Annotated in this window: 11 protein-coding genes, 1 tRNA gene and 2 rRNA genes; 3 read left to right on the forward strand and 11 right to left on the reverse strand. The window is 57.7% G+C overall.

Features of this window, described 5'->3' with window-relative positions:
• Positions 1 to 170 precede the first annotated feature (170 nt).
• The 3 genes from C1N84_RS18805 to C1N84_RS18815 all read right to left on the reverse strand — a co-directional run bounded on the left by C1N84_RS18805 (position 171) and on the right by C1N84_RS18815 (position 4,994).
• Positions 171 to 3,075 (reverse strand): 23S ribosomal RNA (locus C1N84_RS18805).
• 214 nt (positions 3,076 to 3,289) lie between these two features.
• Positions 3,290 to 3,364, reverse strand: a tRNA-Glu gene (locus tag C1N84_RS18810).
• Between the two features lie 88 nt (positions 3,365 to 3,452).
• Positions 3,453 to 4,994: ribosomal RNA gene (locus C1N84_RS18815) — 16S ribosomal RNA — on the reverse strand.
• Together the 16S and 23S rRNA genes with 1 tRNA gene alongside form the textbook arrangement of a ribosomal RNA operon.
• Before the next feature lie 544 nt (positions 4,995 to 5,538).
• Between C1N84_RS18815 and mdtD the strand changes: the two genes are divergently transcribed.
• Positions 5,539 to 6,942 (forward strand): multidrug transporter subunit MdtD, encoded by a 1,404-nt coding sequence (mdtD, locus tag C1N84_RS18820; RefSeq protein ID WP_021508168.1) that lies wholly within the window; start codon positions 5,539 to 5,541, stop codon positions 6,940 to 6,942.
• On the opposite strand, the gene rbsR is transcribed toward mdtD, so the two are convergent.
• The 7 genes from rbsR to C1N84_RS18855 all read right to left on the reverse strand — a co-directional run bounded on the left by rbsR (position 6,939) and on the right by C1N84_RS18855 (position 13,304).
• Complete coding sequence (gene rbsR / locus C1N84_RS18825) at positions 6,939 to 7,931, reverse strand: ribose operon transcriptional repressor RbsR (protein ID WP_369597187.1); 993 nt, start codon at positions 7,929 to 7,931, stop codon at positions 6,939 to 6,941. The genes mdtD and rbsR overlap by 4 nt on opposite strands.
• 4 nt (positions 7,932 to 7,935) lie before the next feature.
• The gene (rbsK, locus tag C1N84_RS18830) at positions 7,936 to 8,865 is read right to left on the reverse strand and encodes a ribokinase (RefSeq protein ID WP_058770712.1); all 930 of its coding nucleotides are present in this window, start codon (positions 8,863 to 8,865) and stop codon (positions 7,936 to 7,938) included.
• Positions 8,866 to 8,929: 64 nt separating this feature from the next.
• Positions 8,930 to 9,805 carry a ribose ABC transporter substrate-binding protein RbsB gene (gene rbsB / locus C1N84_RS18835; RefSeq protein WP_021508171.1) on the reverse strand — a complete coding sequence of 292 codons (876 nt, stop codon included), beginning with the start codon at positions 9,803 to 9,805 and terminating at the stop codon, positions 8,930 to 8,932.
• Between the two features lie 27 nt (positions 9,806 to 9,832).
• On the reverse strand, positions 9,833 to 10,804 hold the full coding sequence (rbsC, locus tag C1N84_RS18840; protein WP_264441823.1) for a ribose ABC transporter permease: 972 nt from the start codon (positions 10,802 to 10,804) through the stop codon (positions 9,833 to 9,835).
• The gene (gene rbsA / locus C1N84_RS18845) at positions 10,801 to 12,309 is read right to left on the reverse strand and encodes a ribose ABC transporter ATP-binding protein RbsA (protein WP_031279830.1); all 1,509 of its coding nucleotides are present in this window, start codon (positions 12,307 to 12,309) and stop codon (positions 10,801 to 10,803) included. The genes rbsC and rbsA overlap by 4 nt, the downstream gene beginning before the upstream one ends.
• 7 nt (positions 12,310 to 12,316) lie before the next feature.
• Positions 12,317 to 12,736, reverse strand: a complete 420-nt coding sequence (rbsD, locus tag C1N84_RS18850) for a D-ribose pyranase (protein WP_021313542.1) — start codon at positions 12,734 to 12,736, stop codon at positions 12,317 to 12,319.
• A 172-nt stretch (positions 12,737 to 12,908) separates the two neighbouring features.
• The gene (locus C1N84_RS18855; RefSeq protein WP_058758226.1) at positions 12,909 to 13,304 is read right to left on the reverse strand and encodes a YgiW/YdeI family stress tolerance OB fold protein; all 396 of its coding nucleotides are present in this window, start codon (positions 13,302 to 13,304) and stop codon (positions 12,909 to 12,911) included.
• Positions 13,305 to 13,474: 170 nt separating this feature from the next.
• Here C1N84_RS18855 and qseB point away from each other — a divergent pair, with 170 nt between their 5' ends.
• Positions 13,475 to 14,137 (forward strand): quorum sensing response regulator transcription factor QseB, encoded by a 663-nt coding sequence (qseB, locus tag C1N84_RS18860; RefSeq protein WP_264441824.1) that lies wholly within the window; start codon positions 13,475 to 13,477, stop codon positions 14,135 to 14,137.
• Positions 14,134 to 15,465 (forward strand): quorum sensing histidine kinase QseC, encoded by a 1,332-nt coding sequence (qseC, locus tag C1N84_RS18865; protein WP_264441825.1) that lies wholly within the window; start codon positions 14,134 to 14,136, stop codon positions 15,463 to 15,465. Before qseB ends, qseC begins: the two co-directional genes overlap by 4 nt.
• Positions 15,466 to 15,476: 11 nt before the next feature.
• Here qseC and kup read toward each other — a convergent pair whose 3' ends face one another.
• Positions 15,477 to 17,345 (reverse strand): low affinity potassium transporter Kup, encoded by a 1,869-nt coding sequence (gene kup / locus C1N84_RS18870; protein WP_021508177.1) that lies wholly within the window; start codon positions 17,343 to 17,345, stop codon positions 15,477 to 15,479.
• Positions 17,346 to 17,432: the final 87 nt, after the last annotated feature.

The following is a 17,432-nucleotide window of genomic DNA, read 5'->3' on the forward strand; positions in this document are numbered from 1 at the left end:
GCTCGCAAAGTCAGTCACATACTCGTGTATGCTCCTTCCTTTCCTTCGCTTGCCGCCTCGCCTCAGCGCAAAATCCTCCGGACTCGCGTCCGCAGAACAAAGCTGATTCTTTATCCGTCACAGGCTGAAAATTCTTTCTGTCTCTCGGACCAAAACGCCTCTGGCGTTGTAAGGTTAAGCCTCACGGGTCATTAGTACCGGTTAGCTCAACGCATCGCTGCGCTTACACACCCGGCCTATCAACGTCGTCGTCTTCAACGTCCCTTCAGGACCCTTAAAGGGTCAGGGAGAACTCATCTCGGGGCAAGTTTCGTGCTTAGATGCTTTCAGCACTTATCTCTTCCGCACTTAGCTACCGGGCAGTGCCATTGGCATGACAACCCGAACACCAGCGGTGCGTTCACTCCGGTCCTCTCGTACTAGGAGCAACCCCCCTCAATTCTCCAGCGCCCACGGCAGATAGGGACCGAACTGTCTCACGACGTTCTAAACCCAGCTCGCGTACCACTTTAAACGGCGAACAGCCGTACCCTTGGGACCTACTTCAGCCCCAGGATGTGATGAGCCGACATCGAGGTGCCAAACACCGCCGTCGATATGAACTCTTGGGCGGTATCAGCCTGTTATCCCCGGAGTACCTTTTATCCGTTGAGCGATGGCCCTTCCATTCAGAACCACCGGATCACTATGACCTGCTTTCGCACCTGCTCGAGCCGTCACTCTCGCAGTCAAGCTGGCTTATGCCATTGCACTAACCTCCTGATGTCCGACCAGGATTAGCCAACCTTCGTGCTCCTCCGTTACGCTTTGGGAGGAGACCGCCCCAGTCAAACTACCCACCAGACACTGTCCGCAGCCCGGATTACGGGCCTACGTTAGAACATCAAACATTAAAGGGTGGTATTTCAAGGTTGGCTCCACGCAGACTGGCGTCCGCGCTTCAAAGCCTCCCACCTATCCTACACATCAAGGCTCAATGTTCAGTGTCAAGCTATAGTAAAGGTTCACGGGGTCTTTCCGTCTTGCCGCGGGTACACTGCATCTTCACAGCGATTTCAATTTCACTGAGTCTCGGGTGGAGACAGCCTGGCCATCATTACGCCATTCGTGCAGGTCGGAACTTACCCGACAAGGAATTTCGCTACCTTAGGACCGTTATAGTTACGGCCGCCGTTTACCGGGGCTTCGATCAAGAGCTTCTCCTTGCGGATAACCCCATCAATTAACCTTCCGGCACCGGGCAGGCGTCACACCGTATACGTCCACTTTCGTGTTTGCACAGTGCTGTGTTTTTAATAAACAGTTGCAGCCAGCTGGTATCTTCGACTGGCTTCGGCTCCGGGAGCAAGTCCCTTCACCTACGCGCCAGCGTGCCTTCTCCCGAAGTTACGGCACCATTTTGCCTAGTTCCTTCACCCGAGTTCTCTCAAGCGCCTTGGTATTCTCTACCTGACCACCTGTGTCGGTTTGGGGTACGATTTCGTGTTACCTGGAGCTTAGAGGCTTTTCCTGGAAGCAGGGCATCAGTTACTTCACCGCCGTGGCGGCTCGTCGTCACGCCTCAGTGTTAAAGAAGACCGGATTTGCCTGGTCTTCACACCTGCACGCTTAAACCGGGACAACCGTCGCCCGGATAACCTAGCCTTCTCCGTCCCCCCTTCGCAGTAACACCAAGTACAGGAATATTAACCTGTTTCCCATCGACTACGCTTTTCAGCCTCGCCTTAGGGGTCGACTCACCCTGCCCCGATTAACGTTGGACAGGAACCCTTGGTCTTCCGGCGAGCGGGCTTTTCACCCGCTTTATCGTTACTTATGTCAGCATTCGCACTTCTGATACCTCCAGCATGCCTCACAGCACACCTTCAGCGGCTTACAGAACGCTCCCCTACCCAACAACACATAGTGTCGCTGCCGCAGCTTCGGTGCATGGTTTAGCCCCGTTACATCTTCCGCGCAGGCCGACTCGACCAGTGAGCTATTACGCTTTCTTTAAATGATGGCTGCTTCTAAGCCAACATCCTGGCTGTCTGTGCCTTCCCACATCGTTTCCCACTTAACCATGACTTTGGGACCTTAGCTGGCGGTCTGGGTTGTTTCCCTCTTCACGACGGACGTTAGCACCCGCCGTGTGTCTCCCGTGATAACATTCCTCGGTATTCGCAGTTTGCATCGGGTTGGTAAGCCGGGATGGCCCCCTAGCCGAAACAGTGCTCTACCCCCGAGGATGAGTTCACGAGGCGCTACCTAAATAGCTTTCGGGGAGAACCAGCTATCTCCCGGTTTGATTGGCCTTTCACCCCCAGCCACAAGTCATCCGCTAATTTTTCAACATTAGTCGGTTCGGTCCTCCAGTTAGTGTTACCCAACCTTCAACCTGCCCATGGCTAGATCACCGGGTTTCGGGTCTATACCCTGCAACTTAACGCCCGGTTAAGACTCGGTTTCCCTTCGGCTCCCCTATGCGGTTAACCTTGCTACAGAATATAAGTCGCTGACCCATTATACAAAAGGTACGCAGTCACCTAACAGGTAGGCTCCCACTGCTTGTACGTACACGGTTTCAGGTTCTGTTTCACTCCCCTCGCCGGGGTTCTTTTCGCCTTTCCCTCACGGTACTGGTTCACTATCGGTCAGTCAGGAGTATTTAGCCTTGGAGGATGGTCCCCCCATGTTCAGACAGGATACCACGTGTCCCGCCCTACTCGTCGGACTCACAGCTCATGCATCTTCGTGTACGGGGCTGTCACCCGGTATCGCGCGACTTTCCAGACGCTTCCACTGATGCACAAGCTGATTCAGGTCCTGGGCTGCTCCCCGTTCGCTCGCCGCTACTGGGGGAATCTCGGTTGATTTCTTTTCCTCGGGGTACTTAGATGTTTCAGTTCCCCCGGTTCGCCTCGTTTGACTATGTATTCATCAAACGATGATGCACAGAGTGCACCGGGTTTCCCCATTCGGACATCGACGGCTGTAGCGGTTCATATCACCTTACCGTCGCTTTTCGCAGATTAGCACGTCCTTCATCGCCTCTGACTGCCAGGGCATCCACCGTGTACGCTTAGTCGCTTAACCTCACAACCCACAGGCGTTTTGCAACGCTGCAGACTGCAAGCATTTGAGAGACTCGAACGCATCGCCATTTCATTCTTATTACGGAGAATGAACACGACGCGTCGTTTCAAATTTTCAGCTTGTTCCGGATTGTTAAAGAGCAATATCTCAAACACGACGTTACCGTCAGTTTTGAGATATTCTGTGGAGACACCTTTCACCTGTCACCAAGCAGTGGCGTCCCCTAGGGGATTCGAACCCCTGTTGCCGCCGTGAAAGGGCGGAGTCCTAACCGCTAGACGAAGGGGACACAAAGTGTCACGACTTCGCAGCCGTCCTGCTCGTTACTTTTCTATCAGACAATCTGTGTGAGCACTTCGCGGGAAGGTATCTTCAGGTAAGGAGGTGATCCAACCGCAGGTTCCCCTACGGTTACCTTGTTACGACTTCACCCCAGTCATGAATCACAAAGTGGTAAGCGCCCTCCCGAAGGTTAAGCTACCTACTTCTTTTGCAACCCACTCCCATGGTGTGACGGGCGGTGTGTACAAGGCCCGGGAACGTATTCACCGTAGCATTCTGATCTACGATTACTAGCGATTCCGACTTCATGGAGTCGAGTTGCAGACTCCAATCCGGACTACGACGCACTTTATGAGGTCCGCTTGCTCTCGCGAGGTCGCTTCTCTTTGTATGCGCCATTGTAGCACGTGTGTAGCCCTGGCCGTAAGGGCCATGATGACTTGACGTCATCCCCACCTTCCTCCGGTTTATCACCGGCAGTCTCCTTTGAGTTCCCGGCCGAGCCGCTGGCAACAAAGGATAAGGGTTGCGCTCGTTGCGGGACTTAACCCAACATTTCACAACACGAGCTGACGACAGCCATGCAGCACCTGTCTCAGAGTTCCCGAAGGCACCAAAGCATCTCTGCTAAGTTCTCTGGATGTCAAGGCCAGGTAAGGTTCTTCGCGTTGCATCGAATTAAACCACATGCTCCACCGCTTGTGCGGGCCCCCGTCAATTCATTTGAGTTTTAACCTTGCGGCCGTACTCCCCAGGCGGTCGACTTAACGCGTTAGCTCCGGAAGCCACGCCTCAAGGGCACAACCTCCAAGTCGACATCGTTTACGGCGTGGACTACCAGGGTATCTAATCCTGTTTGCTCCCCACGCTTTCGCACCTGAGCGTCAGTCTTCGTCCAGGGGGCCGCCTTCGCCACCGGTATTCCTCCAGATCTCTACGCATTTCACCGCTACACCTGGAATTCTACCCCCCTCTACGAGACTCAAGCCTGCCAGTTTCAAATGCAGTTCCCAGGTTAAGCCCGGGGATTTCACATCTGACTTAACAGACCGCCTGCGTGCGCTTTACGCCCAGTAATTCCGATTAACGCTTGCACCCTCCGTATTACCGCGGCTGCTGGCACGGAGTTAGCCGGTGCTTCTTCTGCGGGTAACGTCAATCGGCGAGGTTATTAACCTCACCGCCTTCCTCCCCGCTGAAAGTACTTTACAACCCGAAGGCCTTCTTCATACACGCGGCATGGCTGCATCAGGCTTGCGCCCATTGTGCAATATTCCCCACTGCTGCCTCCCGTAGGAGTCTGGACCGTGTCTCAGTTCCAGTGTGGCTGGTCATCCTCTCAGACCAGCTAGGGATCGTCGCCTAGGTGAGCCATTACCCCACCTACTAGCTAATCCCATCTGGGCACATCCGATGGTGTGAGGCCCGAAGGTCCCCCACTTTGGTCTCGCGACGTTATGCGGTATTAGCTACCGTTTCCAGTAGTTATCCCCCTCCATCGGGCAGTTTCCCAGACATTACTCACCCGTCCGCCACTCGCCACCCAAAGAGCAAGCTCTTCTGTGCTGCCGTTCGACTTGCATGTGTTAGGCCTGCCGCCAGCGTTCAATCTGAGCCATGATCAAACTCTTCAATTTAAAGTTTGATTTGCTGCAACGAGTGCAGCGATGCTCTGTGAATTAAACTTCGTAATGAATTACGTGTTCACTCAGCAAAGACTTGATATTTTTTAAAGCCCGTAGGCTTGTGATATCAATCCTGCGAGTGCCCACACAGATTGTCTGATAAATTGTTAAAGAGCGGTGCGACGCGGCGTTCGGCCTGCTGTCGCGAGGTGGCGTATATTACGCTTTCCTCCTTCAGAGTCAAACACTTTTTTCAGCGTTTTTCTCCGGCGGGATGAATCGCTTCACGCCCTGCTGAGCCGCCTGCGTTGCCGCTTTGCCGTCTCAGTGGTGGCGCATTATAGGGAGTTAATCTGAAGTGACAAGCATTTCCTGAAAAAAATTGACCGAAAGCTACTTTTTTATACGAACGCGGTAAAAACAGACATTTCCCGGCGAATAATCAGGCAAATCAGCTCTCACAGCGGCACAAATCAGCGCCATCGTCGCAGCGACCGATGCTATCCTGTTTAACTTACGCTCTTTGCTGACCGATTTTCTTCAAGAAGGATTTTCAATGATTCGCTCCGCGCGCAGTATGGCCGGCCTGCCCTGGATCGCCGCCATGGCGTTTTTTATGCAGGCTCTCGACGCCACCATCCTGAATACCGCGCTTCCCGCCATTGCCACCAGCCTTGAACGTTCCCCACTCGCCATGCAGTCCGCTGTCATCAGTTATACGCTCACGGTCGCGATGTTGATTCCGGTCAGCGGCTGGCTGGCGGACCGCTTTGGCACGCGCAAAGTATTTATTGTGGCGGTTTCGCTGTTTACGCTCGGTTCACTGGCCTGCGCCCTGTCCGGCTCGCTGAGCATGCTGGTGGTTTCGCGCGTGGTGCAGGGCGTTGGCGGAGCGATGATGATGCCGGTCGCGCGTCTGGCGCTGCTGCGCGCCTATCCGCGCAGCGAACTGCTGCCGGTGCTCAACTTTGTCACCATGCCCGGCCTGGTCGGACCGATTCTTGGCCCTATGCTCGGTGGTCTGCTGGTCACCTACGCCAGCTGGCACTGGATCTTCCTGATTAATATTCCTATCGGCATCGCCGGCATCTTCTATGCGCGCAAATATATGCCGGACTTCACCACGCCAAAACGCCGCTTCGATTTCGGCGGCTTTATGCTGTTTGGGTTTGGCCTGGTGCTGATCTCCATCGGCATCGAGCTGTTTGGCGAGCGTATCGTATCGCCGTGGCAGGCGGTGCTGGTGCTGGTCAGCGGCGTGGTATTGCTGCTGCTCTATATTATGCATGCGCGTCGCCATCCGGCTCCGCTGATTAGTCTGCCGATGTTTAAGACACGCACGTTCTCCGTCGGGATTATCGGTAATATTGCCGCGCGTCTCGGTACCGGCTGTATTCCGTTCCTGATGCCGCTGATGTTACAGGTAGGATTTGGCTATCCGGCGATCATCGCCGGCTGCATGATGGGGCCCACGGCGATTGGCTCGCTGCTGGCTAAATCCACCGTGACTCAGGTGCTGCGCCGCTTTGGCTATCGTAAAACGCTGGTGGGCATTACGGTTATCATCGGCGTGCTGGTCGCCAGCTTCGCGCTGCAGTCGCCGGACGGAAGCATCATCATGCTGCTGGTGGCGCTGTTTGTACTAGGCATGGCGATGTCCACCCAGTTTACCGCCATGAATACCATCACGCTGGCGGATTTGAATGATGAGAACGCCAGCGGCGGCAATAGCGTGCTGGCGGTAACGCAGCAGGTGTCGATCAGTTTTGGCGTGGCGGTCAGCGCCGCCGTGCTGCGCTTTTACCAGGATTTTGAGAGCACCACGGTGCAGCAGTTCCACGCCACCTTCTTTACCATGGGCGTGATTACCGTGCTGTCGGCGCTGGCGTTTCTGATGTTACGGCCGGGTGATGGCCGTAACCTGATCGCCAACCGCGAGAAAACGCGTAAAAGCAGTTAAACCGAACCGCGCTCCACCAGCTCCGGCGTCAGCACCAGTGTTTGCTGGCTGGCGTCGGGATCGCTCATACGATGAATCAGCGTATCAATGGCCAGCTCGCCCAGCTCATCTTTCGGCTGATGAATGGTACTGAGCGGCGGCGTCAGATAGCGCGCCAGCTCAATGTTGTCATAGCCCATCACCGCCATATCCTGCGGCACGCGCAGTCCCGCCTGATACAGGGCGTGATAGACGCCCACCGCCATCGCATCGTTGCTGGTAAACACCGCCTGCGGTGGCGGATCGAGCGCCAGCAGCTGATTCATGGCGTTGAAACCGCCCTGAAATTCGAAATCGCCGTCCACCACATAGCCCGGCGGCACCGCCAGCCCACTGGCAGCCATCGCCTGATGAAAACCGTCCAGACGCAGGCGCGCCGGGGTTTTATCCAGCGGCCCGGCAATACAGGCGATGCGGGTGTAACCGCGGTCAATCAGATACTGCGTGGCCAGTTCGCCGCCCAGCAACGCGTTATCCTGAATAATATCGCCGCGCCCTTCAAACGGCGCCCAGTCCATCATCACCATCGGCACCGAAGGATAGCGATTAAGGATGTCGGCGGAGGGCAGATGGGTTTCCGTGCACATCATCAGCAGGCCATCAACGCGCTTCTGCATCAGCGTTTCAAGGCTGCGATTCATGCGCTCTTCATCGCCTTCGGTATTGCACAGAATCAGGCTGTAGCCGCGTTCATAGCAGCTGTTCTCTACACCGCGCACCACTTCCGAGTAGAACGGGTTGCTGCTGGCGGTCAGTAACATGCCAATGGTGCGCGTTTGCTTGATCTTCAGGCTGCGCGCCAGCGCCGACGGCGCGTAGTTTAATTCGCGAATCGCCTGTTCCACTCTGTCGCGCACCTGTTCGCTAACAAAACGGTTGTTGTTGATAACGTGCGAAACGGTGGAGGTGGAGACGCCCGCCAGGCGGGCGACATCTTTCATGGTAGCCAAGCGCTTAACCCTGTTGCTGCAGGAATGCGTCAATCTCAGTGCGCCATGGCACTGAGGGCTGTGCGCCCGGGCGCGTCACGGCAATGGCTGCCGCCGCATGGGCAAAGCGAACCGCATCCTGCATCGCCACGCCTTCCAGCCGCGCGGTAATGAAGGCCCCGTTGAAGGTATCACCGGCAGCGATGGTATCCACCGCCTGCACGCTGAAGCCGGGAATACGCTGTCCCTGGCCCTGCTCGCTGAGCCATACGCCGCGCCGGCCCAGCGTAATCAATACGGTATCGATGCCTTTGGCGTGCAGCGCCTGAGCTGCCCGCGCCGCGTCGTCGTCGTCGTTGACGGCGATGCCGGTGAGGATTTCCGCTTCGGTTTCATTCGGCGTAATAATGTCGATCAGCGCCAGCAGCTCATCAGAGAGCTGGGTCGCCGGCGCCGGATTGAGGATCACCTGAGTGTGACTGGCGCGCGCGATGCGGGCCGCGGCCAGCACGCTGTCCAGCGGCGACTCCAGCTGCATCAGCAGCGCATCGGCCGAACGAATTACCTGCTGGTGGCGCTCCACACAGGCTGGCGTCAGCGCCGCGTTCGCGCCTGAGTAGATGCCAATGTTATTTTCGCCTTCGCCATTCACGAAGATCATCGCCACGCCGGTGGCTTCTTGCGCCACGGTTTCCACCGGAGCGGTATCAATCTGGTCCTGCTGCAGCTGCTGGCGAATACGTTCGCCGATGTCATCTGCACCCACGCAGGCAATAAAAGCAATGTCAGCGCCGGCCCGGCCAGCCGCGACGGCCTGGTTGGCCCCTTTACCGCCAAAGGCAACCTGATACTGTTTCCCGATCACCGTTTCACCCGGACGGGGAAAATGGGCGAGGTTGAGGATGTGGTCGGCGTTGATGCTGCCGAGTACCGCCAGTTTTGCGCTTTTGCTCATAGGGAGTTATCCAGGAAGTTGCGCCACCGCGAGGGTGGCGCGTTGCCATGCTTTTCTTTGGGTTTTATTTAGTAACCAGTTTCAGGTCAACCGGGTTGATCGCCTGCACTTTTTCGCCCTTCAGAACTTTATCTGCGGTATCGACGCCAATCATACCAATCTTGTCTGGCATCTGTGCAACGGTCGCGCTGAGTTTACCGGATTCTACCGCCTTCACGCCGTCCGCGGTGCCGTCAAAGCCCACCACCAGCACGTCGGTTTTGCCTGCGGTCTGCAGCGCACGCAGCGCGCCCAGCGCCATTTCGTCGTTCTGGGCAAAAACTGCCTGCACGTCCGGATGCGCCTGCAGCAGGTTCTGCATCACGTTCAGACCTTTAGTACGGTCGAAGTCGGCCGGCTGGCTGGCCAGCACGTTGAATTTGTGTGCATCAGCGGCCTGCTTAAAGCCTTCACCACGCTCGCGGGCAGCGGAGGTGCCGGCAATGCCCTGCAGCTCGATGATTTTCGCACCGTCGCCCAGTTTCTTCGCGATGAAATCGCCGGCCATTTTGCCGCCGAAGCGGTTATCAGACGCCACGTGGCTGACAACTTTACCCTGCGCCGCCATACGGTCCAGCGTAATCACCGGGATGTTCGCCTGGTTAGCCATTTTCACGGCGTTACCGACCGCATCAGAATCCGTTGGGTTGATCAGCAGCAGTTTGGTGCCGCGCACGGTGAGATCCTGCACGTTTGCCAGCTCTTTTGCCGGGTTGTTCTGCGAGTCGAGCACCACCAGGTTATAGCCCAGCTTATCGGCTTCTTTCTGTGCGCCATCTTTCAGCGACACAAAGAACGGGTTATTCAGGGTTGAGACCACCAGCGCAATCGTATCCTTAGCCATCGCGCCAGCACTGAGGGTGGCGCCAAGGATGACGGCCAATGCAGTTAACTTTTTCATTTCTTTAATCCTGTGTGAAGGTCAGAGTTACTTACTGCTTTTGTTATCCACCAGCACCGCCAGCAGAATGACGACGGCTTTGACAATCATCTGGTAGTAAGACGATACTCCCATCAGGTTGAGGCCGTTATTGAGGAAGCCGAGAATTAGCGCACCGATCAGCGTGCCCATAATGCGCCCTTTACCGCCCGCGAGGCTGGTCCCGCCCAGCACTACTGCGGCAATCGCATCCAGTTCATAACCGGTGCCCGCCGTCGGCTGCGCGGAAGAGAGACGCGCCACTTCGATGGTGCCCGCCAGTGCCGCCAGCAGGCCGCACAGCGAATAGACGATGACTTTAACGCGGTTAACGTTGATGCCGGACAGGCGCGTGGCCGCTTCGTTACCGCCCAGCGCATAGATATAGCGGCCGAGGCGGGTGTGATGCAGCATGTACCACGCCAGCGCGAACACCACCGCCATCAGCCATACCGGCGTCGGAATGCCCAGCGGACGGCCAATGCCGAACCAGCCAAACAGATCGGCGTTATCGCTGAAGCCGGTGTTGATCGGACTGCCGTTGGTGTAAACCATGGTGACGCCGCGCAGCAGCAGCATCATCACCAGCGTAGCGATAAACGCCTGCACCTTGCCGCGTGCCACAATCACACCGGTAATGGCACCAATGAAGGCACCGAGCGCCAGCGATGCCGCCACGGCCACCAGCGCATTAACTTCCAGCCCGACAATCGATGCCGCTACCGCGCCGGTCAGCGCCAGCAGCGAGCCGACCGAAAGGTCGATACCTGAGGTCAGAATCACCAGCGTCATGCCCACCGCCATGATGGCGTTGACCGACGTCTGCTGCAGGATGTTGAACATGTTGGGCAGCGTGAAGAAGTTCGGGCTCTGGCTGGCAACCACGGCGATCAGCACAATCAGCGCGATCAGCGATTTCTGCTCCAGCAGCCAGGCTTTGCTGAACCAGCGACGGCTGGCAGGTAAGGTTTGGGCACTCATACAACTAACTCCTCGCTGTGTTGCTTACCGACCGCCGCTGCCATCAGGGATTCCTGAGTAGCCTGCTCACGGGAAAATTCGCCACTCAGATGGCCTTCATGCATCACCAGAATGCGGTCGCTCATGCCCAGCACTTCCGGCATTTCCGACGACACCAGGATGATGCTCAGCCCTTCGGCTTTAAACTGGTTAATTAACTGATAGATCTCTTTTTTCGCCCCGACATCGACGCCGCGCGTCGGCTCGTCGAGGATCAGCACATCCGGGCGCGTCATCAGGCCACGCGCAATCGCCACTTTTTGCTGATTACCGCCGGACAGCAGACCGATCGGCTGCATCATTGACGGCGTTTTCACATTGAACAGGCGAATAAAATCGCCCACCGCCAGCTGCTCTTCGGCGTGCTTCAGGCCGCCATCGGCGCGGCTGAAGTAGCGCAGCGCGGTCAGCGACATGTTCTCTTTGACCGACATCCCGAGCACCAGCCCGTCACGCTTACGGTCTTCCGAGATATAGACGATGCCGTTGGCCAGGCCGTCCTGCGGCGAGCGGGTGACAATCTCGCGGCCGTTAAGCGTCACTTTGCCGTGCGTACGCGGCAGCGCGCCGTACAGCACCTTCATTAATTCGGTGCGGCCCGCGCCCATCAGACCGGAGATGCCCAGAATCTCGCCCTTACGCAGGGTAAAGCTGACATCTTCTACGCCCGGTCCGCTAACGTGCTCGACCCGCAGCCGCACCTCGCCCGGTGTCTGATCGAGATGCGGATACTGATCCTCAAGCTTGCGGCCAACCATCATTTCGATCAGGCTCTCTTCGCTGAGATCGCCCACCGCGCGCTCGGCAATAAACTGACCGTCGCGGAACACGGTGACGTCATCGCAAATCTCAAAGATCTCTTTCATGCGGTGGGAGATATAAACAATGCCGCAGCCCTGCGCTTTCAGCTCATTGATGACGCGGAACAGCGACAGGGTTTCGGTATCGGTCAGCGCATCGGTCGGTTCATCCATAATGATGACCTGCGACTCGAAGCTGAGTACTTTGGCAATCTCTACCATTTGCTGGTCGCCAATCGACAGATCGCCCACCAGCTTGTGGCTGCTGAAGCGCAGATTGAGGCGCTTTAACAGCGCATCCGCCGCGGCATACATCTGTTTCCAGTCGATGCGGCCAAAGCGGTTAACGAATTCACGGCCGAGGAAAATATTTTCCGCAACGGTCAGCTGCGGGATCAGGTTCAGTTCCTGATGGATGATGCCGATGCCGGCTTCCTGAGACGCTTTCGGCCCGGAGAACGTCACTTCTTTTCCCAGCCAGTGCAGCGAACCGGCGTCCATACTGTAGATGCCGGTCAGCACCTTCATCATGGTGGATTTGCCCGCGCCGTTCTCTCCCACTAACGCCATCACGCGCCCGGGATAGACCGCCAGCGACGCGCCGTTGAGCGCCTTCACGCCGGGAAATGATTTTTCAATTCCCCTGAGTTGCAATAACGGTTGCATAGCGGCCTCAGAAAGTGACGCCCGCGCTCAGGATGACATTCGCATACGGAGAGCACTCTCCGCTGCGAATGACCGCCTGACTGCGCTGAGTGTGTTGTTTGAACTGTTCATGGCTGGTGTAACGAACGCTAATCACATTCCCCTGGTGCTGTTGCAAGGCTTCGAGCACGGCGATCAGCTGGCTGTGGAGTTGCGGATTGTGTTGTTGGATCTCCTCCGCTATCAGGGCGCTCTCAACCTGCATCTCCTGCGTGATGACCTCCACAACTTGTAAAAAATCGGGCGTACCGGGCGTCAGCGCCAGATCGATGCGCTGTGGACCGGCCGGGATCGGCAAGCCCGCATCGGCAATCGTCAGCGTATCGGTATGCCCGAGGCGGGCAATCACATGAGAGACTTCAGCGTTTAACAGGCGACCTTTTTTCATTTATTCCACTCCACAGCGAAACGTTTCGCTGTCTGGCAGTGTATTAAATGTACATGGCAACTCAATGACGGCATCACGGAAATGTGATCGCCATCGAAACGTTTCGCCTGGGCCGGGGAAAATTTGAGTTTGGCGGGATGGCGGAGCCCGCGACGTGGCTCCGCAGGGGAGGTTAGGGCAGTTTACGCACCTGTTTAACGTCCAGTTCAATCGAATTGAAATCCTTATCCAGTTCGCCGGTCAGCTCGACCTGATCCTTCGGCGTAATGGTCTGGCCGTTCCAGCGTTTGTGGTCGATCTCCACTTTCATGCTGCCGCTGCTGTCGCGGAACAGATAATCTTCATCGCCGATCTGCTTATCAAGCTGGCCGCGCACGGTGATCCAGCTGTCATCCTTCATCTCTTCGGCCTGTTTTACCGTCACCACACTGCTGTTATCGGCCTTAAAACCGCCGGCTTTAGCCTGAGCGGCTGGCGCGTTAGGGTCGACAAAGCCACCCTGCTGGGCGGCTAACACCGGGGTTGCTGCCAGGGCGATAATGGCGAACAGCGCTGCACTCTTTTTCATTTTTCACCTCATTTCCATGTCTGTGCGGATTACGGGAGCTATTTCACCACAGGGTTCTTAACAGGATCTTAAGGGAAAAAAAGAGGGGAAAAATAAGCCAAAACGGGCGAATGACGCTGTACAAGCGCGCATCTGCTTCGTATAAACCCCCAGATAACCGGGAGAAACGCATGCGCATTTTATTAATTGAAGACGATACGCTGATTGGCGATGGCCTGAAGGTCGGCCTGACCAAACTGGGTTTCAGCGTCGACTGGTTTGTCAGCGGCGAAGCCGGATTTCAGGCGCTCAACGCGGCACCGTGGGATGCCGTGGTGCTGGACCTGTCGCTGCCGGAGCGCGACGGGCTGGACATCCTGCGTCAGTGGCGTGAGCAGGGCGCGGATGTCCCGGTGCTGATCCTCACTGCACGCGATGCGCTGGACCAGCGCGTGCAGGGCCTGCAACTCGGTGCCGACGACTATCTGTGTAAGCCGTTTGCGCTGACGGAGGTGGCCGCACGTCTGCAGGCGCTGATTCGTCGCCGTCACGGTCAGCTGCAGCCGGAGCTGCGTCACGGCAGGGTGGTGATGGCTCCCGGCAGCCACAGCGTGACGTTTGATGGCGAACCGCTCAGCCTGAAAAGCCGTGAGCTGGCGCTGCTGGAGCTGTTCCTGCGCAATCCCGGTCGCGTACTGACGCGCGCACAGCTGGAGGAGAAACTGTACAACTGGGACGACGACGTCTCCAGTAACGCGGTCGAAGTGCACATCCACCATCTGCGTAAAAAGCTCGGCAGTCAGTTCATCCGCACCGTGCACGGTATTGGCTACACGCTGGGAGCGGCAGAATGAGTCTGTTCCTGCGACTGGCCATTGGCTTTCTGCTGTTAATTATTCTGTGTGGAGCCAGCGCCACCTTTAGCGCATGGCAGCAGACGCGCGACACCGTTAATGAGCTGTTTGATACCCAGCAGATGCTGTTCGCCAAACGCCTGCTGGCGCTGGATGCCAGTCGCCTGCAGGCCGCCTCGCTGCCAAAAACCAAAGCGATTCTGCGCCACCATCGCGGCGATCAGGATGACGACGCGCTGGCCTTTGCGCTGTTCAGCGCCGACGGCAAACCGCTGCTGAACGACGGCGAAAACGGCCGCGATTTGCAGTTTACAGCGGATCGTGACGGCTTCCACGATGGTCGCCTGCGCGGCGATGACGATCGCTGGCGGCTGCTGTGGCTGACGTCAGCCGATAAGCAGTGGCGCGTGGTGGTCGGACAGGAGTGGGAATATCGCGATGATATGACGCGCGATCTGGCACTGAGCAGCCTGCTGCCGTGGCTGGTGGCCATGCCGCTGATGCTGCTGTTGCTGCTGGCGCTGGTGTGGTTTGAGCTGCGTCCGCTGAAACGCCTGACCGCATCACTGCAGCAGCGCGCGCCGGATGAGGCTGCGCCGCTGACGCCGCAGCGCCTGCCGCTGGAGGTGAAGCCGCTGGTGGCGGCGCTGAATGGCCTGTTTGCCCGCATGGCACAGCTGGTCCAGCGCGAACGGCGCTTTACCTCCGATGCGGCGCACGAGCTGCGCAGCCCGCTGGCAGCGCTGCGCGTGCAGAGTGAGGTGATTCAGCTGGCCGGCGATGACGAGGCGATGCGCAACCATGCGCTGCAGCAGCTCGACAGCGGCATCCTGCGCGCCACGCGGCTGGTCGATCAGCTGCTGACGCTGTCGCGGGTCGAAGCGGACGATCTGCGCAGCGAATTTCAGCCGGTGCCCATCGCGCCGCTGCTGCATCAGCTGGTGACTGAACACCAGGCGCAGGCGGCAGCGCAGCACACCAGGCTGACGCTGACGGCTGACGCGGAACCGGTGATGAACGGTCATCCACTGCTGCTGGGTTTACTGCTGCGCAATCTGCTGGATAACGCGCTGCGCTACACGCCGTCCGGCAGTGAGATTCAGCTGCGGCTCAGCGCGCGCAGGCTGGAGATCGCGGATAACGGACCGGGCGTCAGCGCAGAGCAGCTGGCGCGGCTGGGCGAACGCTTCTGGCGACCGCCGGGGCAGGCGCAAACCGGCAGCGGGCTTGGCTTGTCGATTGTGAAAAATGTGGCTCAGCTGCACGGCATCCGGCTGACCTTCAGCGCGGTGCAGCCGCAGGGGCTGCGCGTCACCCTCAGCTGGTGACGCGCGATGCGTCAGATTTCGACCTGAGTACCGAGCTCGATCACCCGGTTCGGCGGAATTTCAAACTGATCCGGCGCGCGCAGGGCGTTGCGCTGCAGCGCAAGGAATAGCTTGCCGCGCAGACGCAGATACCACGGGCGTTTGCCGATGATCAGCGACTCGTGTGACATAAAGAACGAGGTTTCCATCATGCGGCAGTTGAGCCCTTCGAGACCGCAGCGGTGGAAAATCTCCTCGACGTTCGGCGTTTCACGCCAGCCGTAGCTTGCCACCACGCGCCAGAAGGTGGGCGACAGCTGCTCAATGGTCACGCGACGCACGTTGTGCACATAAGGCGCATCTTCGGTACGCAGCGTCAGCAGCACCACGCGCTCGTGCAGCACCTTGTTGTGCTTCAGGTTATGCAGCATGGCAAAGGGGATGACATTGAGCGCCCGTGACATGTAGACCGCCGTGCCCGGCACGCGCACCGGCGGCGATTTCTCCAGCGAGGCGATCATCGCCTCCAGTGAATTGCCATGCTCATGCATACGACGCAGCAGGCGGAAGCGCTCGCTCTTCCACGTGGTCATCACGATAAACATCATCAGCGCCAGCGTCAGCGGCAGCCAGCCGCCGGAGAATACTTTGACCAGGTTAGCGGAGAACAGCGAAACGTCGATGCACAGCATCGCGATGAGAATCAGCACCACCAGGTAGCGATTCCAGTGCCAGTTCTGAATCGCCACCGTTGAACACAGAATGGCGGTCAGCACCATGGTACCGGTCACCGCAATCCCGTAGGCGGCCGCCAGATTGCTGGAGTGCTCAAAGCCGACGATTACAATCACCACAGAGAAATAGAGCAGCCAGTTGATCACCGGAATATAAATCTGGCCGGATTCCTCTTCGGACGTGTGCACGATGCGCATCGGCGGCAGATAGCCAAGACGCACCGCCTGGCGCGTCAGCGAGAATACGCCGGAGATCACCGCCTGCGAGGCGATCACCGTGGCCAGCGTCGCGAGAATCAGCATCGGAATCAGCGCCCAGTCCGGCGCCAGCAGGAAGAACGGGTTTTTGATGGCCTCCGGATGCTCCAGCAGCAGCGCGCCCTGGCCGAAATAGTTGAGCACCAGCGACGGCAGCACCACCACAAACCATGCCAGGCGAATCGGAAACTTACCAAAGTGGCCCATATCGGCATACAGCGCTTCAACGCCGGTGATCGCCAGCACCACCGCGCCCAGCGCGAAGAACGATACCGTTTTGTACTGAATAAAGAAGTGCAGCGCCCAGTACGGGTTCATGGCGTGCAGCACCTCGGGATTATTGATGATACTGCGCGCACCCAGCACCGCCAGAATGATGAACCACAGCAGCATCACCGGCGCAAACAGCTTACCGACAATACCGGTGCCGTGTTTCTGAATCACAAACAGCAGCGTCAGTACCGCAATCGCCAGCGGCACAATGTAGCTATCGAGGCTCGGCGCGGCGATCTCCAGCCCTTCGATGGCCGAAAGCACGGATACCGCCGGCGTGATCACCACTTCCCCGTAGAAGAAGCTGCCGCCAATCAGCCCCATGATCACCAGAATCGCCGTGGCGCGTGCGCCGGTATTGCGGCCCGCCAGTGACATCAGCGTCAGGATCCCGCCTTCACCGGCGTTGTCGGCGCGCATCACATAACTGATGTATTTAAGCGAAACCACCAGAATCAGCAGCCAGAAGATCAGCGACAGAAAGCCAAACACCGCCTCGCGTTCCACGCCAAAGCCGAACTGACCAGAGAGACACTCGCGCAGGGTATAGAGCGGGCTGGTACCGATATCGCCATACACCACGCCGATCGCCGCCAGAGTGACTGCGCCAAGGGACTGTTTCTTATCCGAGCTCATAAGTTGTCTTTTGTTGGAGCCGCGCAGGCCTCAGCCCGGCGCTCAGATCATCAAAAAGCGCACAGTATGCACATATTCCCGAAAAAA

This window comes from Pantoea sp. SGAir0418 (assembly GCF_043529865.1).